This window comes from Pokkaliibacter plantistimulans, from assembly GCF_003194385.1.
Lineage (GTDB): Bacteria > Pseudomonadota > Gammaproteobacteria > Pseudomonadales > Balneatricaceae > Pokkaliibacter > Pokkaliibacter plantistimulans.
Genome location: NZ_LAPT01000104.1, coordinates 1 through 24,344, shown reverse-complemented (window position 1 = coordinate 24,344; position 24,344 = coordinate 1). Strand labels below are relative to the sequence as shown.

Annotated in this window: 19 protein-coding genes; 6 read left to right on the top strand and 13 right to left on the bottom strand. The window is 57.5% G+C overall.

What is annotated here, in order from left to right; all coding sequences use genetic code 11:
- Positions 1-30: 30 nt before the first annotated feature.
- The 12 genes from WH50_RS19850 to WH50_RS19795 form a co-directional block, all read right to left on the bottom strand.
- Entirely contained in the window at positions 31-1,218 is a 1,188-nt protein-coding gene (locus tag WH50_RS19850; protein WP_207780405.1) for a glycosyltransferase family protein, read from the bottom strand.
- Between the two features lie 185 nt (positions 1,219-1,403).
- Positions 1,404-2,654, bottom strand: a complete 1,251-nt coding sequence (locus WH50_RS19845; protein ID WP_110189018.1) for an adenylate/guanylate cyclase domain-containing protein — start codon at positions 2,652-2,654, stop codon at positions 1,404-1,406.
- Positions 2,655-2,922: 268 nt separating this feature from the next.
- Positions 2,923-3,582 (bottom strand): HD domain-containing protein, encoded by a 660-nt coding sequence (locus WH50_RS19840; protein WP_110189017.1) that lies wholly within the window; start codon positions 3,580-3,582, stop codon positions 2,923-2,925.
- A gap of 7 nt (positions 3,583-3,589) precedes the next feature.
- Complete coding sequence (locus WH50_RS19835; protein ID WP_110189016.1) at positions 3,590-4,051, bottom strand: cyclic nucleotide-binding domain-containing protein; 462 nt, start codon at positions 4,049-4,051, stop codon at positions 3,590-3,592.
- A 537-nt stretch (positions 4,052-4,588) separates the two neighbouring features.
- Positions 4,589-7,744 carry an EAL domain-containing protein gene (locus tag WH50_RS19830; protein ID WP_110189015.1) on the bottom strand — a complete coding sequence of 1,052 codons (3,156 nt, stop codon included), beginning with the start codon at positions 7,742-7,744 and terminating at the stop codon, positions 4,589-4,591.
- A 48-nt stretch (positions 7,745-7,792) separates the two neighbouring features.
- A complete protein-coding gene (cheB, locus tag WH50_RS19825) occupies positions 7,793-8,839 on the bottom strand; it encodes a chemotaxis-specific protein-glutamate methyltransferase CheB (RefSeq protein ID WP_243410188.1) in 1,047 nt (348 codons plus the stop codon).
- Between the two features lie 6 nt (positions 8,840-8,845).
- The gene (locus WH50_RS19820; RefSeq protein ID WP_110189014.1) at positions 8,846-11,311 is read right to left on the bottom strand and encodes a hybrid sensor histidine kinase/response regulator; all 2,466 of its coding nucleotides are present in this window, start codon (positions 11,309-11,311) and stop codon (positions 8,846-8,848) included.
- 10 nt (positions 11,312-11,321) lie between these two features.
- The gene (locus WH50_RS19815) at positions 11,322-13,199 is read right to left on the bottom strand and encodes a HAMP domain-containing methyl-accepting chemotaxis protein (protein ID WP_207780404.1); all 1,878 of its coding nucleotides are present in this window, start codon (positions 13,197-13,199) and stop codon (positions 11,322-11,324) included.
- Between the two features lie 41 nt (positions 13,200-13,240).
- A complete protein-coding gene (locus tag WH50_RS19810; protein ID WP_165838492.1) occupies positions 13,241-14,995 on the bottom strand; it encodes a methyl-accepting chemotaxis protein in 1,755 nt (584 codons plus the stop codon).
- Between the two features lie 10 nt (positions 14,996-15,005).
- The gene (locus tag WH50_RS19805) at positions 15,006-15,593 is read right to left on the bottom strand and encodes a chemotaxis protein CheW (protein ID WP_110189011.1); all 588 of its coding nucleotides are present in this window, start codon (positions 15,591-15,593) and stop codon (positions 15,006-15,008) included.
- Complete coding sequence (locus WH50_RS19800) at positions 15,590-17,161, bottom strand: CheR family methyltransferase (protein ID WP_110189010.1); 1,572 nt, start codon at positions 17,159-17,161, stop codon at positions 15,590-15,592. The genes WH50_RS19805 and WH50_RS19800 overlap by 4 nt, the downstream gene beginning before the upstream one ends.
- Positions 17,142-17,615, bottom strand: a complete 474-nt coding sequence (locus WH50_RS19795) for a chemotaxis protein CheW (protein ID WP_110189009.1) — start codon at positions 17,613-17,615, stop codon at positions 17,142-17,144. The genes WH50_RS19800 and WH50_RS19795 overlap by 20 nt, the downstream gene beginning before the upstream one ends.
- A 721-nt stretch (positions 17,616-18,336) precedes the next feature.
- Between WH50_RS19795 and WH50_RS19790 the strand changes: the two genes are divergently transcribed.
- The 6 genes from WH50_RS19790 (at position 18,337) to WH50_RS19765 (ending at position 23,484) form a co-directional block, all read left to right on the top strand.
- Positions 18,337-19,422 carry a response regulator gene (locus WH50_RS19790; RefSeq protein ID WP_133251381.1) on the top strand — a complete coding sequence of 362 codons (1,086 nt, stop codon included), beginning with the start codon at positions 18,337-18,339 and terminating at the stop codon, positions 19,420-19,422.
- A 26-nt stretch (positions 19,423-19,448) separates the two neighbouring features.
- Positions 19,449-20,117, top strand: a complete 669-nt coding sequence (locus WH50_RS19785) for a sensor histidine kinase (RefSeq protein ID WP_110189007.1) — start codon at positions 19,449-19,451, stop codon at positions 20,115-20,117.
- Between the two features lie 169 nt (positions 20,118-20,286).
- Positions 20,287-20,868, top strand: a complete 582-nt coding sequence (locus WH50_RS19780) for an ABC transporter ATP-binding protein (protein WP_110189006.1) — start codon at positions 20,287-20,289, stop codon at positions 20,866-20,868.
- Entirely contained in the window at positions 20,865-21,662 is a 798-nt protein-coding gene (locus WH50_RS19775; RefSeq protein ID WP_110189005.1) for an ABC transporter permease, read from the top strand. The genes WH50_RS19780 and WH50_RS19775 overlap by 4 nt, the downstream gene beginning before the upstream one ends.
- A 64-nt stretch (positions 21,663-21,726) precedes the next feature.
- On the top strand, positions 21,727-23,004 hold the full coding sequence (tviB, locus tag WH50_RS19770; RefSeq protein ID WP_110189004.1) for a Vi polysaccharide biosynthesis UDP-N-acetylglucosamine C-6 dehydrogenase TviB: 1,278 nt from the start codon (positions 21,727-21,729) through the stop codon (positions 23,002-23,004).
- 117 nt (positions 23,005-23,121) lie between these two features.
- Positions 23,122-23,484 (top strand): hypothetical protein, encoded by a 363-nt coding sequence (locus WH50_RS19765; protein WP_133251380.1) that lies wholly within the window; start codon positions 23,122-23,124, stop codon positions 23,482-23,484.
- 64 nt (positions 23,485-23,548) lie between these two features.
- Here the strand turns inward: WH50_RS19765 and gstA are convergent, their stop codons facing one another.
- Positions 23,549-24,163 carry a glutathione transferase GstA gene (gene gstA / locus WH50_RS19760; RefSeq protein WP_110189002.1) on the bottom strand — a complete coding sequence of 205 codons (615 nt, stop codon included), beginning with the start codon at positions 24,161-24,163 and terminating at the stop codon, positions 23,549-23,551.
- Between the last annotated feature and the right edge of the window lie 181 nt (positions 24,164-24,344).

The window sequence follows — 24,344 nt, the reverse complement described above, 5'->3', positions numbered from 1 at the left end:
GGGACAAGATTCTCAAAATACGAACTGGTGTCAGTCAATGCGCTCGCTGAGCAAGCCTTTAACCCGGCACTGCACCTGCTCCAGGCCGCTCAGCATATTGGCAGGCATGTGTTGTGATGGCGCACTCTGCTGTGGCAGGGCACGCAGAGCGGCCAGCATACGCTCGGTGGTATGGGGCTCACGCGGGTCCAGCATACTGAGCAGGCCCAGTTCACTGGCATTGCGGGCTCGTATCAGCTGCTCCTGACGCGGCTCTGTACGCGGAATAAGCAAGGCAGGCTTATCAAAGGAAAGTATTTCACAGAAGGTGTTATAACCGCCCATCGCCACAATGCCGGCAGCTTCGCTCAGCAGGCTTTCCAGATTGGCATCGAAGGTAATCATATGCACGCCGCGCAGCGGTTCAGCACGGTCCATAAACTGCTGCTGTTCCTGGCTGTTCATGAAGGGGCCAAGCACAAACATCACATCCCATGGCAAATCGGGGTCGGCTTCGTAAGCACGCAACACCCAGTCCACCATTTCCGCCCCGTCACCACCGCCACCGGGGGTCACCAGCAGGTAAGGGCGTTCAACCTTTTCCAGATAGCGGGAACGGGTGTGCACTGGCAGCTGACGCTGCAGATAGCCGGTATAGAACATTTTTTCCGGCACACTGGCCGGTAGCGGCAAGCCCTGCAGGGGGTTACCCATGGACTCATCGCCGTACACCCAGATTTCGTCATAGAGCTCAGCCAGCGCAGGAAACGCCTGTTTGTGTTCCCATTCCTTAGTCAGCTTGACGGGCTCATCCATCACATCACGGATACCCAGCACATTGACGCACTCGGTATCGCGCAGCATCCGCAGGGTGGACTCCACCTCGCCCTGCAGGCCCAGCGGTTCTTTATCGACGATAAACAGATCAGGCTCAAAGGCCTTGGCGGTGTTGAGAATGATGGACTCACGCAGCGCCAGTGTCTGATCAAGGCGAATATGCAAACCCAGCGAAGTGTAGTCACCGTTGTGCAGCTTGATCACGCCGGGGATACGGACAAAATCTACCCGCGCCTTGAAGTCAAAACGCCCAATGATAGGTGAGCCGGTGAGGATCAGTACCGATACCCCTTTGTAGCGTTCCACCAGCGCATGAGCCAGGGCGCGGCAACGACGCAGATGCCCCAGACCAAAGCTGTCATGGCTATAGATCAACACGCGGGTATTGTCCAATCGGTACATCGTCTTTTCCCTAGAAGTGGGTTCTAGCGGCATACAACCATCTCACTACCTGAACCGCCCAATCTGTGCGAGTTGACGCCATCTGGGGGTATTTTCCTCGGCTCGGCGCGAACGACAGAGCCTAGCACGAATTCCTTTACACTTCCGCTATATAGCGCAACATCTGTTACCGCTTTACAGGCCGTCTAGGTTGCCGAATGCGGCAAGTTCGGCTCAGCAGGTAATGGCGCAAACAGCGTGACCGGTTCATCCACACCCCGCAGCGTATGACTGCCCATCTGCCGCAACGGTCGCTCCAGCAAACCCGCCATTTCGGCAGAGATCAGCACCGGCTGCTGCAGAAGCTTGGTCATATCTTCAATACGCGCAGTACGGTTGACGGCAGGGCCCATCACCGTGAAATCCAGCCGGTTTGGCGCCCCGACATTGCCGTATTGCACGCTGCCCACATGTAATCCCAGACCAAACAACAGCGGCGGCATCCGTTCTTCTGCACGTTGCTGATTGATACCATCCATACGTTGCAGCGTAGCCTGAGCCGCCGCGAGCGCCTGATCAGCCGCCTGTGCCAGACTGACCTGTTCACTGACCGGGAATACGATCAGCATGGCATCACCAATAAAACGCAGAATCTCGCCTCCCCGCACCGTCACCTCGACCGCCACGGTTTCGAAATAGGTGTTGAGAGAATCGAGCAAGGTCTGTGCCGACAAGTGCTCACTAAGACTGGTAAAACTGCGCAGATCACTGAACCACAGCGCCGCCTCGATCAGCTCCATATCACCACGCTTGATCTGGCCATTCATCACCCGTTTGGCGATGCGCGGGCCGATATAGGTACTCAGTAGTGAGTCGCATAATTGCTGGCGGGCAATGATCTCCCAGTAGGGCGCCAGCAGGTCTTTTACCAGTGCCAGTTTGGCCAGATCATGATCATCAAAACCGTCTGCAGCATCGGTAGCAAATAACAGTGACTGCACCCTGCCATTGCTGAACACAACGGGAAATCCGACATAGTCTGTGCAACCGGCTTCTTTCAGCTCACGCAGAGAAGAATGCAGCCCGTCATCAGCAAGGGTGAACAACGGATAGCGCACCGACTCCCGGCCCTGATGCAGCTTTTCCATCGGGCTGCCAATGTAGGCGGAGGTATTGGTCACGCCGTGCAGCGCACTCTCCTCCTCAACTACTCCCTGATCACGCCACCAGGTGTAGGAGCAGCCCACCACTTCAGGATGCAGCACATTGATGCCTGCCCGAACACGCTTAAGCGGCGCCCCCACCTCAGTCAAACGCGAGCACAGACCACTGACCAGCTCTACCGGCTGCCCCAGCTCAGCAGCCGACTGCAACAACCAGCTGACCACGGGACGCAGCGGCCAGCCAGGCAGCTGATCCATACCACCGGTGAGAAGGGCAATTTGTTCAGGCTTCATAAGCAATATCCCGGATAGACAGCATGCCTTGTGAGCATGGGATAGCAGGGTAAACAGTGGCCGCTGCAAATGGAGACGCCGCAGGGGAATTTCAACAACGCCGCCACGCTTAACTATAGATCAAGCATCACAACTCTGTATTGCGCGGATTTTGGCCCAATGGCAGAAAAAATTCTCAATTAATTCAGGGGGATACAACAATGAGATGGATTCAGGAGGGGATTCTGTCAGCCCGGCAGCCGTTGCTGCGCAGGCTACAGAAGCGCCATCAGGCGCTTTGGCACTGCTTATTCAGAGAGCAGTCATAACCGCGCTCCACCATCAACTCCAGCATACGCTTTACATTCTCACGGGCCTGTTGCTCGTGTTCATGGAAAAACACCGGGGTATAGAAGAACGCAGGACGAGCCAGCAAACTTTCCCAGAAACAGATTTGCCTGGCGAAAAATTCAGGGTCTGTCAGAAACGCTTTTTCCTTACGGCACCGCACGGAATCCTTGATAAAAGGATGCCAGGGCAGGGCAAAGCTGGACAGATCAACATCCATGATCAGCGCCTGATCCGGATTGGTCGGCGGCTGGCGATGGGTGGTGGCCAGAATCAGATCGTAGATATAGCGGCGCAGGGTCTGATCCGCGCCTAAACTGCACTGCAGGAACAGTTCAGCACTGCGCTGCTCGTTATCGCAGGCCTGAAACTCATAAATGGCATCATGGAACCAGATAGCCAGCTCAATGGCATCCGCATTGATGGCATGGCTGCGATAGCGGTCAAGCCACAGCAGGCAATGCTGCACATGGCAACCGTTGTGATAATGCCGACCCGGAGCGGCGTACAGCTCTTCCAGCGTCGTAAAAGCCTGCTCCGCGTCCTTGGCGGCTGTTACCAGCGTCCGTTGCCACAAGGCGAGAAAGCGTTCTTTGTTCATGGTTAGCCTATGAATGCAGTTCCAGTTGGCTGTAGAGCGCTTCGTTGGCGTGATGCGCTTCAACCAGTTTGTCACTCAACTGCCGCAGTACGTCCAACGCCACATCAGGGTTGGAGGTGATCAGCTGCAGAAATATGGAGCCTTCCATGCACAACGCAGCCACGTGACCACTCGCTCGAACGGTGGCACTGCGCCTGCTTTTGGAAATCACTGCCATCTCCCCGACCAGGGAGTTCACCCCACGGACAACCGATGTAAAATCGCCCGCCCTGGTGGTGGCCATGATTTCCACCTCTCCTTCAATAATCAGATAGACCGAGTCCGCCGGATCATTAATGCTGAACAGCACTTCACCATCTTCGTAATGCATCAGGCGGCTGGTGAACGCCAATAGTTTCAACTTGGACGTATCCAGCCTGGCCAGCATCGGGATCTTGCGTAGCAGATCTACTTCTTGATGGATATCCAAAACGCCCCCTGAAACCTCGTGCAAACTTCGCACAACTACATCTTGCTTCTTACAGAACACAGGTCATAAAACAAGTGACGCCACTACAGAGTGTCACTCGCACTATGCGAGGTCAAGCCGTGTTCAACATACAACTAAATGATTGGAAACAGTCTGTGAAAAATCGTCGTGTTACTTAATTTCCCACACCAGCGATGGATCCAACCTCGCCCCACACCGTCTTCACGTGGCATATAAGAAGACACACCTTCCCCTTCTTGGTGCAGCTATGGCGGTTCTGCCCTTTATGTGCTCATGCCTGCCAATCCGATTGGTTCAAAGTCTGCCAGAGTGATACGACATGCCAACTATCACTTAGTTGCATGTCATACGGTGAAATAGTCAAGACACAAACTTCACCCATGCAGTTTTGATACCAGCTTACCCCGCTCTCATGACAGTTTTTTGATCATCAGTTGGAGCAACTATTCAAATATGCTGAACGATTCAGCCTGACCTGAAAGCGAACAATGTGCTCTACCCGCTTATTTTCTACCGCTATCGCAGCTTGGGGTTCCAGTTATGATCCTGCTGCAGGAAAGTGGTGCAGGCGTCCACCGGCAAGGGTGGGGAGAAAAAGTAACCCTGAATCAGGTCACAGCCCGCCAGTGTCAGATAGTTGTACTGGGCCATAGTCTCAACCCCTTCCGCCACAATCTGGATCCCCAGTGTCTTGCCCAAGCCGATCACCGCCTGAACGATGGCAGCTCCTTCACGATCCCCCACCACGTTGTCCACAAAGCTCTTGTCGATTTTCAACTGCTGGAAGGGGAAACGCTTGAGGTAGCTCAGCGAGGAATACCCGGTGCCAAAGTCATCCATCGACAGCCCCACCCCCAACTGCCGTAATTGTTGCATCGTCATCAGGGCATCTTCGGCATTCTGCATCACCAGACTTTCGGTCACCTCCACCTTCAGCAACTCAGGCTCCAGCTCACTTTGCTGCAGCACCTCACGGATCAGCTCAATACAGCGACCGTTCTTGAACTGCCGGGCTGACAGATTGACCGATACCGTCATGCGCGGCAGATTGGCCTCCTGCCAGGCTTTGGCCTGGGCGCAGGCAGTGCGTACCACCCAATCGTCCAGCTCCAGTATCAGCCCAGTCTCTTCCGCCAGTGGGATAAACTCAGCGGGCGACACCATACGGTCCCCCCGGCGCCAGCGTACCAGAGCCTCCACACCTACCGTGGTATGGCTATGCGGGCTCCACTGCGGCTGGTAATACAGCACCAGTTCATTGCGCTCCAACCCAAGACGCAGATCATGCTCCAGCGCCAGACGGCGCCTTACCGCTTCGTCCATTTCCTGCTTGTAGCTGCAAATCTGATTACGCCCCTGCTCCTTGGCCCGATACATGGCATTATCAGCCTTCTTCAGCAGGGTTACCGGATCGTCCCCATCCTGGGGCGACAGGCAGAAGCCAATACTGGAAGTCACCAGTACTTCAGTCTCCTCCAGCACTTTGGGGGAAGCGACGGCATCCAGCATACGCCGCAGCGTGATACTGATGCTGTCAACATCCACCATATCATTGAGCAGCACCACAAACTCGTCGCCGCCCAGGCGCGCCAGGGTATCCCCCTCACGCACACAACCATCCAGTGACTGTGCCACCTGCCGCAACAACTGATCGCCAACGACATGACCAAGACTGTCATTAACGTACTTGAAGTTATCCAGATCAATAAAAGCCAGCGCAAAGCCAGAACGGTGACGACTATTGAAGTTGATCGACTGCTGAATACGGTCCATCAGCAGGTTACGGTTGGGCAGACCGGTCAGGTCATCGTAATTGGCCTGATATTCCAGCTGCTCCTGATAACGCTTGGCCTCGGTGACATCATTGAGCACCCCGACAAAATGCCGGATGCGGCCCTGATCATCTCGCACCGGTGCCACCCGCAGCTCGTTCCAGAACAGCGATCCGTCCTTGCGGTAATTGCGCAGCAAGGCGGCGCCTTCACTGCCATTACGCAGCGCCCGGCGAATGCTTTCCAGCCCCATCTGCTCGCGGTCATTGCCCTGCAACAGGCGACAGTTACACCCCATTACCTCATCAGTGGCATAGCCGGTGATCCGCTCGAAGGCTGGATTGACATAAACAATAGGATTATCAGCCTGACTGGCATCCGTGATGATGATGGCGTTGACGCTGGCTTCGATCGCATGATTGCGCAAGCGCAATTCCACCTCGGCCTGGCGTTGCACACTGATATCCTGCAGCACGCTGATGGCACCGTGGCGCTCTTCGCCCTCCAGGGCGAAAGGGACGGCGGAGACCAGCAGGGTCTGTTGCTCACCTTCACGGGTGATTTCCGCCACCTGATTGAGAAATGCCTCACCGCTGCTCAGACTGTGCTGCAGCGGCCAGTTGCAGCCCTGAATGGTTTCACCGCTGGCTTCCCAGTGTCCTTTACAGGTCTGTGCGTCCTGTTGGGTGACATCCCAGATACGCCGCGCTTCCGGATTGTGCAGGATGATCTGTCCATCCACATCGGCTACCAGCACCCCCACCGGCAGCGCTTCCAGAATATGTCGCAACAATGCTTCATTCTTGGCCAGAGCGATCTGCGCACTTTCACGTCGATGCATTTCCTGCTGCAAAGCCGCGGTGCGTTGCCCTACTAGCAGCTCAAGGCTGTCAAACAACCGGGCACGCCCCAGTGCCACTGAAAACTGATGCCCCAGTGCCCGCAGCGCCGAGCGTTGCTGTTCATCCCAGGCGGCGCCTTCTTCCTGGGTAATATTCAGCAGCCCGGCCACCTCATTGCCGAAGAACAGCGGAATGGTGACGTGGTACTGCTGGGGCAATATCTCCTGTAGTACAGGGCAGTCCGCCACTTCAATCAGGTCACAAAAATGATCCGTGTCGTAGGCATGGCGACAGGGGCATTGCAGCCCACAATGCAGGATGCGGTTGGCTGTCAGCCCTTCGCCGACCAGCCCCGCCAGATGCCACTGCTCGCCACTGGTCAGCATCAGCCAGGCACAGGCAACGCCGTTAAAACTGAGCAGCTGGGCCAGTCCGCGCTGAATGATGTCCTTTTCGCTGCTGGCCGCACTGAGGTCTGAGGTAAAGCGAAACAGGCTGTTGATCAGGGAGTTGCTCTGGCTCAGTTCCTCATGCTTGCTCTTCAGTTCGGTGTTAAGACGAATACCTTCCTCATAGGTGGAAATCAGCAAATCCAGCATCTGCTGACGGGCCGCGGTAATGAAGTGACGCTCCCCTTCCAGCACCACCTCAATACCAATCTGCACCCGCTCATGTTCACGGTGCTCACGATTGACGATCAGATAACGGATACGGCTGATCAGGTAGCGTTCGTCATAAGGCTTGGTGATGAAGTTGTCAGCACCGCAGGTCAGGCCTTTGACTACATCACGCGGGTCCGTCAGGGACGTCACCAGTATCACTGGAATGGCAGCCGTTGCCGGGCGTGATTTCAGCGTCTGGCACAGCTCATAACCATCCATTCTGGGCATGATGACATCGCTGATGATGATATCAGGCAGGCTGTGCTCGACGTATTCCAGCGCCTCAACGCCATTATTTGCCACCGCCACGGTGCAGCGATATGTCTCCAATAGCGCCTGCAGTTGCAGCGCCTGAGTCAGGCTGTCTTCGACGATAAGAATGAGTTTGCCGTCCACGCACTGATCTCCCTCTACAGACTGTGAAAGCCCATCTGTTCTGCTTCACTAAGCCCTGGCGAGCTTCATTACCAGCTCCGCCATTTGCTCAGGCGTGAGCACCTGACCGGCCGCCCCTCGTTTCACCGCTTCACCCGGCATGCCATTGACCACCACCGTGTCGGGGTGCTGGGCCAGCGTCAGGGCGCCATGCTGGCGTAACTGCAACATTTCCTCGACGCCATCCTGCCCCATCCCGGAAAACAGAATGGCGATACACTGCCCATTGAGATAACGCAGCGCACCACTGAACAGTTGCGCCACCGAAGGTCGCAGCATGGTGCGCGCGTCACTGTCAGACAACAGCACCCGCCCCTGATCATCCACCTGCATATGACACAAATCCGGCGCCAGATAGGCATGCCCCGGTTGCACCGTTTCACCAAACTCCGCCACTCGTACTGGTATGGCTGAAGACAGGTTCAGCCACTCACACAGACTGGGCAGAAAGCCGGGAGAAATATGCTGCACAATCAACACCGGCCAGGGCAGCTGCGGCTGCAAATGGGAGAGAAAGGTCTTCAGGGCCGCCGGGCCGCCGGTAGAGGCACCAATCAGTACCATGCGTGGGGGCAGGGTGGTATTGGTGGCAGGCACCTGCACCCCGGCAAAAGCCTGGGTATCGGCCTGCCGCGGACCACGACGACGTACCAGCTTGACCTCGGCGGCAATCTTCAGGGTGCGCACCAGCTCTGCCACATCCTGCTGAAAATGGGGATGGCCCGGCCCCTGCGGTTTCTGCAGTACAGTAATGGCACCCGCCTCCAGCACCTGCATGGCGGTGACGCTGTCACCGATATTGCTGCTGGCCGTTACTACCACGATGGGTATCGGGTGGGTTTCCATGATCCGCCGCGCCGCGCTGTAACCATCCATCACCGGCATATGCACGTCCATGGTGATGACATCAGGCCGAACGCGGCTGACAAATTCCACCGCCTCCAGACCGTTAACCGCTTCACCAATCACTTCAAACCCGGCCTCTTCAAGGACGTGGCGCAACAACTGGCGGATCACCAGCGAGTCTTCCACTACTAACACGCGCAAGTTGTTCATCGCACCTCACACCAATTGGCGGACCACGTCGAGCAGATTACCCTGATCAAAACCACTTTTGACGATATAGGCATTGGCCCCCACCTCCAGACCGCGTTCGCGGTCCTCACTGCGACTGAGTGCCGTCACCAGAATCACCGGTAAATTTTCCAGCCGCCGGTCTGCCCGCAGTCGGGCAGTCAGCTCAAAACCGTCCATGCGCGGCATCTCCACATCCGACACCAGCAGGTCGACCGACTCCTGACGCAGACGTTCCCAGGCATCCATCCCGTCATTGGCGGTGATCACCTGATAGCCGGCACTTTCCAGAATCATCTTCAGCAGACTGCGTGAGGTAATCGAGTCTTCGGCCACCAGCACCCGCGGCAGAGCAGCCTGCTCCTGCTCACCGAGAGGCATGTCAGTCGCCCCACTCAGGCAGGCCGTCTTATACAGATCCTGCGGATGCAGGATGGGCACAATGCGACCATCGCCCAGCTGGGTGGCCGCCAGCACATTGGGCACCCGTTGTAACTGGGCCCCGAGGGGCTTAATCACCACTTCTTCATCCCCCACCACCTCATCGACCAGCAAACCAAACGACTCACTGCCCACATTCAGCAGCACAATCTGCCAGTGGCTGGGGCGCTCTCTGGGGGCGCTCGTCAGATTCAGCAGCGTTGCTAACGGCCACACGGGCAGTAGCTGTTCGCCGACACGTACCGACAACCGACGCTCGATGGTTTTCAGCGCTTCCTGACTAATACGCAGCACCCGCTGGACCACGCCTGCTGGCAGCGCCAGACAGTGCCCGGCCACCTGCACCAGCACCACCCGATAGGTAGCCAGACTGACCGGCAGAAGGAAGGTAAAACGACACCCCCGCCCGGGCACACTGAGCAGACTGACATGGCCACCCAGCCGCTCTACCTTCTCCCGCACAATCGCCAGCCCCAGTCCACGCCCGGACAGGTCAGTAATCATGGCGGATGTCGACAGCCCTGAATGAAAGGCCAGCTGACAGGCGGCTTCATCACTCATCGCTGCGAGTGCTTCTTCATCGACAAGGCGCTGGGCCAGCGCCTTGCGCTTCAGCATCTCGATATTCATGCCCCCGCCGTCATCTTCCACCTGCAGTTCAAAGCGCCCGGCGCTGTCCTGCACAAAACGCACACTGAGATTGCCCTGACTCGCTTTACCCTGCTTCTGGCGCTCTGCTGCGGCCTCGATGCCGTGATCGACGGCATTGCGCAGAAGATGCAGCAAAGGCGTACGGATGCCATCCAGAACGCGCTTGTCCACCTTCAGCTCGGCACCGCTGATCTGCAGCCTGACGGCCTTGCCGGTGGTCTCCGCCAGCTCCTGCACCATTCCCGCCATGCCTTCGGTCACTGAACTGCAGGGTAAAATCAGAATGGCCTGCAGCTCCTGCTGCATCAGCTCCGTCACACCGGCGACGTTACGCGCCAGCTGCTGCATGGCCTGATTCATATGCCCCAGCTGATATTCCCAGCTGGCCAGCCCGGCTCGCAGCGCTTCGATCAGCTCCTGCAAACGCTGCGGCTCCGTGGCGCTGGCCTGCCGTGGCGGCGTATGACCACCACTCTGCCATTGCCGCAGCATGGCCTGTGCATCCTGACCATGACGGCGCCACTGCTCCAGCTGTTGCAGCAGTCCCTGACAGTCCTGCACCAGCTGACGACTGTCGAGCTTGGCCTGCTGCAGGGTATCGGCCACGGCCATCAACCCATCAAAACGGCTGACATCCACCCGCAATACCTGACGCTGCTCGTCTTCCGCCGTCACTGGCGGTGCTGCGGGTGGCTGCAATAACCCCTGCAGTCGCATCTGCCATTGCTGCAGGCTGTTCTGCTCCAGCAATCCCGTTGTACCCGGCTGAGGCTGGGCAAGGGACTCGCCCTGCGCACTGATCTCCGGTGCTTTCCCAGGTGCGGTAGCCGCATCCTCCGACACAGGAGATATCACCGTTTGCGGTACTTCAGGGTCTGTCGTTGCTGGCGGCTGTGAGGAGGCGGTCTCCTCCTTTAGATCAGTCATCACCGACGTTATTGCTGTTGCTGTCTCACTGCCTGGCGCTGCCGCAGGCGCCAGCTGACCGCTTTCCAGTTGACGGCACAGTCCGCTCAGCTGTGCCGGGCGCGGTGCTTCAATGTCGGCCAGCAGCTGCCGCAGCATGGCATTAGCCTGACGACATAACTGCAGATGAGCCGCAGAAGGGCTGACATTACGTCGTCGCAGACTGGCGAACAGGCTTTCCCAGCTATGACACAACTCTTCGATCAATGGCAGACTGACAGCCCGGGCCGCGCCCTTGAGACTGTGAATCTCACGGAATATCTGCTCTACCTCAGCCTGCGTAGCGCTCTGCTCAGCCTGCGCCAGCACATCACCGAGAATGTTCAGACGCTCCGCCGCCTCGCTGCGGAAAGCGGCCAGTAGTTTCAGTCGCAGAGCTTGTTGCGCCGGATTCATACCTTCACCCTCAGACCTTGAACGAGGCCATCTGGCTCATCAGTTTACGCCCCAGCTCATGCAGATTGAGGGCTGCCTGTTCAGCCTGACGGGTGCCAGCCACATTGTCCTCACTGGCCTTACGAATGTTGGTCATGGCAATCACCACCTGATCCATGCCCTGTACCTGCTGCTGGCTGGCCGCAGCAATCTGTAGTGAAGCAGCGGACGAGCCCTGTAAGCTTTCCAGCAGCTGCTGAATAGCGCCTCCGGACAAGCTGGCTTGCTGATACCCCTTATCTACCGCCTTGCTGCTTTGCTCTGCTGTCATCACCGCCCTATTGACCGCTTTCTGAGTCTCACCCAGCAGTGCCCGTGCCTGACTGGTCGCCTGTTTGGACTGCTCCGCCAGCAGCTTGACCTCTTGCGCGACCACGCTGAAACCACGCCCTACCTCGCCCGCCTTGGCCGCTTCGATGGAGGCATTAACGCCCAGCAGATTGGACTGTTCCGCCAGCCCATTGACCGTGGTGACCACCTCGCCAATAGCCTGACTACGCTCACTCAGCTGCACGATGCTGTCCGCCACGTCCTGCATCTGCTCACGAATCTGCTGCATCCGCTCCAGCGTCACTTCCACCGCCTGCTTGCCCTGCTGCCCCACCTGTGCGGCCTGCTGCGCCGCCGCCGTCATCGTTCGCGCCCGCTCCGATGCCTGGCCGGCTGTCTGCTTTACTTCCTCTACGGTGGTACTGATTTCATTAACGGAAACAGACGTCTCCTGCGCACTGGCAGCCACCTGTGCCGTCATCGACAGAATTTCCTGACTGGCATCGGCCAGCACATCAATACCGCTACGTAGCTGCTGCACTAGTTCACGCAGATTACCAACCATGGCCGCAAATGCGGTTCCCAAAACATCCCGCTCCGAGCGTGGGGCAATCACTACGGTCAGATCACCGCCGGCAATCTGCGCAGCCGAACCGGACAAGGCGGCTAAATAGCGGGTCATACCGGCAAACGCACTGCCCAGCAGATCACGCTCTGAAACCGGCTTGGCAGCCAGCTCCAATTCGCCGCCAGCAATCCGCTCGGCCTGCGAGGCCAATGCGCTCAGATAGCTGCCCATCTGATAAAAAGCCCGACTCAGTTGCCCTACCTCATCACGGCGTTGACTGACCGCTGTGCTCTGCAGCAATTCGCCCTGGGCGATACGTTGTGCCCATTGAGTCAAGGCCGCCAGCGGCAGTGCCAACTGACGGTTGAGCCAGATTACCAGCGCAATGATCAGCAACGCTGCCAGCACCGCAGTGCCCAGTAGCAGCGATTCCTGCCGCTGCAGGGTGTCGCTGCTCTGCTGCTGCAACAACGCCACATTCTGCTCGATCAGCTGACTGGCCTGATCAGCCAGTGATCTCAGTTGCTCCACCCGCTGCGCCTGTTCCTCCACCGCCAGTGTCTGCGCCTGCTCCAGCGCCTGGCTGTCGCCACTGCGAATGGCCTGCAACTGACGCTCACGAACAGCCTGATACTGATGGCGCACGTCCACCATCCGATTCAGCACGGCCAGCATCTGCGGCCTGGCAACATTGTTGGTAATCAGCTGCTGCATGGCACTTTCATCATCCTGACCGCGCTGATACATGCGTTGCTGAATTTTCTCGTCGTTGCTGATGCCGTTACTCATCAGCAGTTGCAGAATGTCCGCACGGTTGCTGTTGAGGTTGATACGAATGTTCTTCAGCGACAGTAGCTGGGCGACATAGGTGTCGTACAACCGCTGCTGGGCAGACTGCAGCTGCTGCAGGCTGCGAGCTGACGACCAGGACACCGCCAGTAACAGCAGAAACACGACGCCAAAGGACAGCAGCAACTTACTTCTGGTGGTCAGATGCTCCAATCGCTCCACAGTATTCTCCTTTGCTGAGCTAATTCGCGGTGCGGTCTGCATCAAATCTGGAACTGCGCAACCCGTCCCTTCATCTTCTGTCCGAGCTGATGCAGATTGCGGGCAGCGGCTTCCGTCTGCTTGGTGCCTTCCACATTCTCCTGACTGGCCTGCTTGATGCTTTCCATGGCCACCACCATCTGGTCCATGCCGACCATCTGCTGCTGGCTGGATGCGGCAATCTGCAGGGCGGCGCCGGATGACTCTTCAATGCTGTAGGCCAGCGTGTTGATGGCAACCGCGCTGGACTGTGCCTGACGATGACCACTGTCCACCGCCTTGCTGCTCTGCTCGGCCTGCAGTACCGCCTGGTTCAGCGCCTTCTGTACATCGTTGAGAATGGTGCGAACCTGCCCGGTCGCCTGCTTGGACTGCACCGCCAGATTTTTCACCTCCTGTGCAACCACGGAGAAGCCACGGCCCTGTTCCCCTGACCGGGTGGCCTCAATGGAAGCATTCACCCCCAGCAGGTTGGATTGTTCGGCCAGCTCATTCACGGTCGCTACCACTTCACCGATGGCCTGTGCCTGTTCACTCAGGCGCACAATACTTTGCGCTACGGAGTGCATCTGCTCGCGAATCTGGGTCATTCCTTCCATCGTTGCGTCGATGGCTGCCTTACCATCCTTCGAGACCTGCAGCGTACGCTGGGCACTGTCACTGACGTGGCGCGCCTTCTCGGTGGCAGTGTTGGCAGTCTGTCTGACCTCTTCAACGGTGGTGGTGATCTCGGTGATGGCAATAGCGGTCTGCTGGGCACCACTGGCAACCTGAGCGGTGGAGGCCAGAATTTCCTGACTGGCTGTAGCCAGTACACCGATCCCTTCCTGCAGCTCCTGCAGCAGCTCGCGCAAATTGGCCACCATACGGGCAAAGGCATTGCCCAGCACATCGCGCTCGGATTGCGGCACCACTTCCAGTGTCAGGTCGCCGCGGGCAATGCGCTCAGACGACTGTGCCAGGCTGCGCAGATATCCGCTCATCTGCTGAAAGGCGTCCGACAACCGCCCTACCTCGTCATCACGGCGTTCAAATTGCACATCGGTGACCAGCTCGCCGCTGGCGATCTGCCGTGCCCAACCAGTCAGATGCTCCAGTGGTCGGGCAATGGAGCGTGAAGTCACGGCGATCACCAGGGCAATGATCAGCAGTACCAGTACAAAGAAAGCGAGAATTTCAGCACGCAGCTCATCCAGCTGCTGAGCGGCCAGCTGCAGTTGCTGCTGCACCTGTTGCTGTTTGATCTGGGTAATCTGATCCCCCAGTTCACGAATACGGCTGATACGCTGGGCCTGTATGCCGATGCTCTGCTCGCGGACTGCGTCAAACTTGCCCTGATTCAGCAATGGCAACTCTTCCTGCAGAATATTGGCCGCATAATCGCCCCACACCTGATACAGGCTCTGCACCAACCCGGCGATATCGTTACTGTCGGCACTGTCCTGCATCAGTTTCTGCAAGGCCGCGACCTGATCTTCCAGCTGCTGTTTGATCAATTCGTCACTGGCACCACCACTCTGCCCGGCGCGAACGATACGTCCCAGCAGCAAAGCCCTGATGCTGTTAGCCTGCAGCTGCACATCTTTCATTTGCATCAGCACCTGCACCTGCTCGTCAATGAGCTGCTGCTGCCCCTGTTGCAGACGCTGAAACTGCTGATAGTTGAACAGTTGAGACAGACAAAAAAGCACTGCCAGCAGCAGAAAAGACACCAGCAATTTGTTGCGAATACGGAGATTGCGGTAGGCCGTCATCATTGTCTGTTCCTTAAACCTGTTGATTGACCACCAGACGCGGGTCACCCAGCAGCACCTCGGCATCCAGAATCGCCCAGTGCTCGGCAGTCACCCCAAGCAAATACCCTTCCCGGCTGTCATGACGATGTCTGAGCGGGGGAAGAATCTGTTCCAGCGGCAGCTCCTGCGTACCACAGAGGGTGTCGCACAGCAGACCAAACTCCATGCGTCCGTCACTGAGCAGAATCACGCTGTTGCGCTCCGACAGACTGCGTAGCGGCAGCTCAAAGAACTGGCGCAAATCCAGCACCGATACCAGCCGCCCGCGCACAGCCACCACCCCGAGGATGTAGCCGGGCGTGCAGGGCACAGGGGTAAGCTGCCGCAGAGGTACTACCTCAACAACCCGGTAGGGGGACAGGGCATAACGCTCACCACTCAACTCGAACACCAGCAACGCCACCCTGGCGACCTGCTCTTCGTCCTGCAATGGTGCAGCCAGCTGTCTGGCCCGTTGCGCCAGCACGGCATCCGGATCCGCTGTCTCTTGCATCCGGCTCAGCTGATCCAGACGCTGACGCAGTACCAGCCAGTGTTCCTCACCTGTCGTTGTGCTCATGAAGCCTCCCTGTTATCCGAATGATGCCCCAGCAGTTGCTGCAGATCCCGCACACTCAGGCCATCACTCCCCCACAGCACCTGATCAGCAGGCAAACGTGCCAGCAGCCGCCGACATTGCAGCAGATGTCGCTGCGACAGCTCCGTCTGCTGCTGACGGCGCGCCAGCTGGGCGCAGTGGTAATGCACCATCGGTTGCAGCGGTGACAGATACAGCACCTTGCGTAGCTGCTGCTGTAACGCAGGCCAGCGCTCCTGTTGCAGCAGGATCATGACCAGCAGCCAGTGTGCCTCCACATCCGTCGGCTGCTGGTGCAACTGCTGGTGTAACAAGCGTTCAGCCTGGGCATAGTCGCCCTGATCGGCCAGTGTCCTGGCACGGGTCAGCTCTATCGCCTCGCCCTGATCCGCATCAGGCTGGTCCGGTGGAGGCTGAACAAGGTCTGCATTGCTCGCTACGCTCTGCGTTGGCAGATTGACGGAGGCCAAAGTGCTCGCTGACTGCTCAGCCGCCAGTAGCGGATGCAGTGAGGCAGCGGGGCTATAGACCGGCATAAGCGGCGCAGCAATCGGCATAGCAACCGGCTCAGACGCTGGTATATCACCTGCGGGCAGCACTGGCGGCATCGCATTCTGTTCACGACAACGGGCTTGCTGGTAGACGCACTGCGCCCCCGGCCACAGGCTGACGTCCAGACCAAATACCTGACTGGGGGTGTTCTCCACGGCAGCCAGCACGACCGCCCCATCGGCAGACAGGCAGCGATGCAGACGCCGCAGCGCCGCCTGACCCAGTGTCGGCACAAAGTACATCAGCACATGGCGGCACAGGATCAGGTCAACATCCCTGATCGTCTCTGCGGGTGACGGCACCATGGCAGGCGACTCAGCATCACCACAGGGTGGCGTCACTGACAACACTTCGTCGGCCAGATTCAACGGCTGAAAGCTGACCCGCTGGCGCAGGTAGGGCTTGATTTGCCATTGCTGGCCGTCGCACGGATCAAAGTAGTGCTGTCGCCATTGCGGCTCTGCGCTACGAAATGACCATGTGCTGTAACAGCCACGACGCGCTTTGGCCAGCGCATCCGGGTTGATGTCTGTCGCGAGAATCTGCACCTGCCAGTCGGCAAAGTCCGGCAGCAGCTGATCCAGCAGAATGGCCAGGGTGTAGGCTTCTTCGCCACTGGCACAGCCTGCACTCCATACCTTCAGATGCCGCTGCCCCGTAAGACGACGCTCGGCAATCAGCGGCCTCAGGAAGTGCTCCGTAAGGTGTTGCAGGAAGGGTCGATCACGCAGGAAGTAGGTCTCGCCAACGGTCAGGCTGGCACAGAGCGCCCGCTGTTGTGCAGGGGTCAGCTGATTGGCCATCAGACTGCGCGCCAGCATCAGCGGCTCAGTATCACCCAGACGCGCCGCCGCCTGATGCAGATGACGCAGCAGATCACTCCGCCGTTCGCTGCCAAACTGCAACCCCCAGCGCAGGGCAATGGCCTCCTGGCAACCGCTCAACAGCGTATCGTTCAGCAGAGGCTCTGCCGCAGCGTTAGATGGCTGCGAGCGCATCACGTGCCTCCCGCTGCTCCTGCAGGCTCAACAATCTGGCTAGGTCCTGAATAAACATCAGACCGTCGTGCAGGATAACTACCCCCTTTACCAGTGCAGGTAACGCCGGAAAATCGTGGGTCTCCGCCAGTTTGGGCTGGCTCAGCAGATGCACATCGTCAATGTCATCGACCGGCAACAGCAGATCCAGCTCATTGCTCCGTACCCAGATCAGCTTGTCACTGACAGACAAAGCTCGCGCTGGCAAGCCCAGACGCTCGCGTAAACGCACCACGCCGATAGCCTGGCCATGCACATTGACAACACCCTGCAAGATGCCCGGCCCATCAGGCAGGGGCGATACACTAACGGCAGGAAAAACGCGATAGACGTGCTGAAGCTCCAGAGCATAACGATGTTGGTCAACGAAAAAGCACAGCAGCTCCATGGTCAGCCCCTGATAGTGGTCGCCCATTCAAATAAAACCGAATAAATACGCCACCGTATCAATCACTATTAGCTAGAAGTTAAGTAATGCCCTCCGTTTTTTTCAAGCACACCGTTCAAAAATACTTCGTCGTGATTTAGTCACCTTTTTACGCCATCACAATGCCTTGATTTTATTAACTAATTTCAAATATAAAGTAACCGTCACGGATCTATGCTGTACAAAATAAAATAAAGTCATTAAAAACATATATTTAGAAAAACCAACGAAGAATAAGAAGCAGTAAACAGGCAGTATCAGGACCGAAACCACAACAGCTGATACCACCATGTTTCATACATCATCAGGACAGCTAATTAAAGAAACCAATTTCTCGCTATACATAACTCCTATTTCTCACACAAGAATTAGCATTTTCCACAATGGCATTTCCAACAAAGAGTAATGATCATTTCTTTTTATCGCGCAGATGCGTATAGCCATTAGCGGCACGGTTAAACCATACAGGCTGTGCAGAACGTTTCTGACCTGTCGTGCGGTAGCATTTATCGCACTTTTATCGTGCTTTCAGCCTGAGAAATCAGGCCTGGCGTGATTCTTTGCAACAGGTTTATTTCTGCTATTCTCCCTGAAGACAGTCCGAGCCAGGATGAGATCAACCCGCCTCCGTCAGGAGCGTGTTTACGTTCTGAGTTCGTAACCAGCATGGCCTCCGACGGAGGGTGGTCCAGGTAGGAATGAAGCAAGCGTGCCCTTGATTGACTACAGCAAAAAACGCTTTCTGGTCATCGACGATCTGGTAGAAGCCCGCTCCATGGTCCGCGACACATTGAAGGAAGCCGGGGCGAGCAAGATTGATGTCGCCATGTCCGCCAATGCGGCCATGGAGTACCTGCGCACCCGTCATTACGATCTGATTCTGTCGGACTACAACCTGGGTCGCGGCAAGGATGGCCAGCAAATCCTTGAGGAAGCCCGCCACAATCGTCTTATTCCCCACACAGCCGCGTTTATCATGATCACCGCCGAAACCTCGCCGGAAATGGTCATGGGCGCGCTGGAATATCAGCCTGACGGCTATATCTCCAAGCCCTTCACCCGCGCAGAACTACGCCGTCGTATCGACCGCATGCTGCAGCAGAAGGAGCAGATGCGGGAGGTTAATGTCCTGCTCGACCGCCAGGACTGGGCCAGCGCCCTGCAACTGACTGAAGAGCTGCTGGACAGCAAGCCTCAGCTGGCAGGCAAGTTACTGCGCATCAAAGGCACGCTGATGCTGGAGCTGGAGTATTACGACGATGCCCGCCGTTTCTATGCCGCGCAGCTGAAAGACCGCCATATGCCCTGGGCCCTGTTTGGTCTGGCCCGTGCCTGTTTTTATATGCATGACTACGACAAGGCAGTGGAATACCTGCAGAAGCTGATGCTGGACAACCAGTACTTCGTCAAGGCCGACGACTGGATGGCCAAAACGCTGACGGTACAGGGTGACTATCGCGGTGCGGAGGACATCCTGCTGGCCGCCATCGCCAAATCCCCCAAAGCAGTATTACGGCAGATGGAGCTGGGCAAGGTGGCCGCACTGAACAAGGACTGGACTACCAGCGAACAGGGCTTCAAGCGCGCCATTGTGCTGGCCAACCATTCAGTCTATCGCTGTGCCGACAACTATCTGGGCTTTATCGAGGCCGTGCTGCAACAGCTGGAGGCCGGGCAGACGCTGCCCAAAGCCACCCTTAATCAGGTCGAGGAATCACTGAACACCCTCGACAACGACTTCAAGGGCATCGCCACAGACACCTTGCGCAGCCGCTATCAGGCCTGTCAGCCCTGACCGGCCATTGAAACGAGTGCCAAACCATGCCCGGAAAGATTGACATCGGCCTGTTGCTGGCCAGCACCGTACATGAAAGCAAGAATCGTCTGGTGCATCTGCTGCAAACGATTGAACAACTACAAGCCATCGAACAACTGCAATCCAGCCACCCTCAGGCGGCGTCAGAATTGCTGGCCATGGAGCAGGATGTACGCAAACTCAATCACGATCTGGTGCGCATGCTGCACCTCTACAATCTGAAAAGCAGCAGCTATCCCCTGCAGCTCGACAGCCATGGGCTGCACGATTTTATTGATGATCTGTTGCTGCACTTTACTGCCATTGCCCACAGCAAGCAGCTGCAACTGGCACTCCACATCGATGAACAGCTGGTGCTGTGGTTTGACGCCACCTTACTGGAACTGGCCATCAGCACGGTGCTGTTCAATGCTCTGGACCATGCTCGTAGCCAGATAGTGATCAGCAGCACAATGGCAGACGGCTATAACGTGATTCGCATCGAGGATGACGGTGCGGGCTTTGCCAGCCCTGCCGATCCTACTATGCCTGCGACACAATACAGCACCGGGCTGGGGCTGAAGTTTGCCGCCGCCGCGCTGGATCAGCACCAGCATCAACAGCGCCGTGGCCAGCTGCACCACTACAACCCTGCGCAGGGTGGGGCATGCGTTGAGCTGTGGTTACCCTGCTAGAAACGTGTAACAGGCAACCACAGACCTCTCAGCCAGAGCACTTTTCTATATCGCCGGTTGATACGCGGCAGCTCGCCACCCTGTTCTGCATCATCAGGCTTATCCCTGCCCTGCTTCCTGTGATCTAATCCCCGCTCATGCCCCTTCCGGCCTGGAGCCCGTGCCACCGATGACCGCCCCTCTGTTACGCATTGAAGATGTCGCTACGGCCAACAGCCCTGCTTTATCACTCAGCCTGCACGGTGGTGAGCTTATTGGTCTGGCGGGTCCATCCGGGATCGGCAAGAGCCAGCTGTTCAAGGCAGTGGCCGATCTGCTGCCGCATCGTGGTCACCTCTGGCTGGACGGTAAGGCACAGCAGGATATCGCTCCGGCCCACTGGCGCCAGCAGATAGGTTATCTGCCTGCACAGGTACACTGGTGGGGAAATCAGGTTGCCGAACACTTCAACCAGCAGCCACCGCTGGGCATTCTGGGGTTGCCGGACAGTATCTGGCACCAGCCCTTGCTGCAGCTGTCGACCGGTGAAAAGCAGCGTCTGGCCCTGCTGCGCCTGCTGCAGAATCAACCCCGCGTGCTGCTGCTCGACGAGCCGACCGCCAGTCTGGACGCGGTCAATGTCGAACGTGTGGAACGACACGTGCAGGATTACCTGCAACAACATCAGGCTGCCGCACTATGGATCAGCCATGACCCGCAGCAATTGCAGCGGCTGTGTCAGCACATCATTACCCTGAGAGTAGCGGCATGATTCATCTCAGCTATACCGATCTGGGGCTGTGCGCCCTGCTGGTCATCGCCTGCGGCGGCCTGCTGACCCTGCACCACCCGGCACTGACCCGACAGCTGTACGGCAGCGCTCTGCGTTGCGGGCTGCAACTGCTGCTGATGGGTGTCTGGCTCAGCTTTATTTTCACCCGTCAGCACTGGGGCTGGGTGGCGCTGATGAGCGTGATCATGCTGGGCGCAGCCACGCTGGAGGCTGGCCGCCGACAGGCGGTGCCATTGCAGGCTGCGTGGCGCTATGGCCTGGCACTAATGAGTATGGGTATCGCAGCACTGAGCATGACAATGCTGGTTGTGGTGGCACTGCTGCAAACGGATCCCTGGTACAGTCCGCGCTATTTCCTGCCACTTTTGGGTATGCTGCTGGGCAACTGCCTGACGGGAGTCAGTATGGGCATGGATCACTTCAACCGTCAGGTCTGGCAGCAGCAGGCGCAACTGGAATGGCGGCTGGCATTGGGCATGACGGCCGCGGAGGTGATTCAGCCGCTGTACCGGCAAAGTCTAGAGGCCGCACTACGCCCCACCTTCAACATGCTGGTCAGTGCCGGAGTGATCAGCCTGCCGGGGATGATGACCGGCCAGATACTGGCCGGTGCCGCCCCCATGGAGGCCGTCAAGTATCAGCTGATGATCATGCTGTTGCTGGCAGTCTGTACCAGTGTGGGTATCATGCTGGCGTTGTCGGCCTGTCGGCACCTGCTGTTCGATGAGCGCCAGCGCCTTGATCTGCACCGCCTGCAGCCTCCCGGCGGTTGATATTGGCAAGCCCGACAGATATTAATCGACAGCCCATTTTCCCGAGTTAGCTAAGGATGTCCGCATGTCTCCCAACCCTCCCCAGCGCATTGCCATCATCGGTCTAGGTTATGTTGGCCTGCCTCTGGCTGTGGCCTTCGGACGGCAGTTGCCGGTGGTGGGTTTTGATATTAATCCGCAGCGCATAGCGCAACTGCAACAGGGCATAGACCTGACACAGGAAGTCAGCGCAGAGGAACTGCAGCAAGCCAGCCAGTTGAGCTTCAGCTGCGATCTTGAGCAGCTGCGTGACTGCGATACCTACATCATCACGGTGCCGACCCCCGTCGATGAATACAAACAGCCCGACCTCACACCCCTGCGCAAAGCCAGTGCCAGCGTGGCGCAGGTACTGGCGCCGGGCAATCTGGTGATTTACGAATCCACCGTCTATCCGGGAGCAACGGAAGAAGTTTGCGTGCCCATTCTGGAACAGGGCTCAGGGCTGCGCTTCAATCAGGACTTCTACGCCGGCTACAGCCCGGAACGGATCAATCCCGGCGACAAACAGCGGCGGCTGGAAACCATCACCAAAGTCACCTCAGGTTCAACACCCGAAGCCGCGGCGCTGATTGATGGTATGTACCGGCGCGTTGTCTCTGCCGGTACCCATCTGGCGCCGTCCATCCGTGTCGCTGAAGCGGCCAAGGTGATTGAGAACACCCAGCGCGACCTGAACATAGCGCTGATCAACGAGCTGGCGATCATCTTTCACCGTCTGGGTATTGATACGCAGGAAGTGCTGGCCGCGGCCGGCACCAAGTGGAACTTCCTGCCCTTCACCCCCGGTCTGGTCGGCGGCCACTGCATCGGTGTTGACCCCTACTATCTGACCCATAAAGCCCAGGCTATCGGCTATCACCCCGAAGTGATTCTGGCCGGGCGACGCATTAATGATTCCATGGGCAGCTATGTTGCCATCCGCGTCATCAGGCAGATGCTGAAAAAGTCGATTCTGGTCAATCACTCACGCGCTCTGGTACTTGGCCTCACCTTCAAGGAAAACTGCCCTGACCTGCGCAACTCGCGGGTGATCGACGTGATCCATGAACTACAGGAGCTGGGAATCGAGGTGGATGTCCATGACCCCTGGGCCGACAGTGATGAAGCCTGTCAGGAATACGGCGTCAGACTGGTCAGCCAGCCACCATCAGCCCACTATGACGCGCTGATTCTGGCGGTTGGGCACCGTCAGTTTGCCGAGCTGGGAGCAGCAGGTATCAGGCAGTTTGGCAAGACCAACCATGTGTTCTTTGATGTGAAGGGCGTGTTTGCCAAAGAGGACAGTGACGGCCGTCTGTAAATGTTTGCGATGGCTATGCAGCAATACCGCACAGACCTTGCACGCAAGTGGGAAGCGCAGTATGTTTCCGTTCATTACCGACGGGCATGCTGCCTGACGTCCTTGAAGCCTGTGCCAATGAATAGAGCTAGCCCTTCCCCCCTGCTTGAACCGCTGGTGGTCGATGTGCAGTGTCACAGCGAAGACTGGTCACAACAGCGGCTGCTGCTAAGCACCGAGGAATTGCATACCTTTTTCCTGCTGCCTAAATCGCAGGAGACCATCTGGTTCGAACTGGAACCGTTATACGCCGAGATGTTCGAGCGCGATCTGGACTGCATCCGCGATGAGCACATGCCACTGGCACGCAAACCTGTTGCGCCGGTGCCCGAGCTGGTGGTTACCCTCTACCGTCTGGGGCCGGTCAAGGCATATCTGAGTGATGGAGAAATGGCGGCACTGTGGTCCGACTACAGCTTTCCCCATACCGAGCTTCACTGAGCATTCGCCTGTCTGTCAGCAGGACAGACTCTGTCAGAGCCTGTCCAATCACACTTCTGCTTCCTTAACCAAGCAGGCCTTCTGCTTTAAGGGCAGCCTGCACGCCAGGACGCTCGGCGATCCGGGCCAGATAGGCAGGTAGTGCCGGGTAATCAGCAATATCGATCCTGACGTACTTAGCCCAGTTCAGCACGGTGAACAGGTAAGCATCAGCAACACTGAACTCAGATCCGCAAAAATAGTCCTGCTGACTCAGCTTCTGGTTGGTCAGGGCCAGGTTCTGTTTCAGACGATCACGACACACCTGCTCACCCACACCTTCTTCACGCTTGCCAAACAACGCCGCAAACAGCGGTGTGAAGCCTTTGTGCAGCTCGGTCGAGATATAGTTCAGAGCTTCAATCATGTGGTAGCGGGCCAAAGTGCCAGCAGCAGGAATCAGCTTACCGGCCTGATCGGCCAGATACTGCACGATGGCCGGGCCTTCAGTCAGCAGCTCACCGTTGTCGAGCACCAGCGCCGGTACCTGGCCCTTGGGATTGATCTGCAGATAGTCTGCACCGCTGGCGGTGACTTTCTTCATCAGGTCAACCTGCTCGGCTTCGATATCGAGCCCCAGTTCATGGGCAACGATATGGGGGCTGAGAGAACAGGCGCCGGGTTTGTAGTAGAGCTTCATTCACTTTTCCTTTTGACCAGTGAGTCTGGAGAGCTATTGCAACACGCTCACCAGCATAGGAAATAGCGAAAAAAAAGATAGCCCGCAGCAAAGAAACGCTTTAGCAGGCTGTTGAAAAACGTTATCGAGGCAGCCGAGACAGGGAAATACCCATAGGGCACAAGAAACAGGCGAAAAAGCG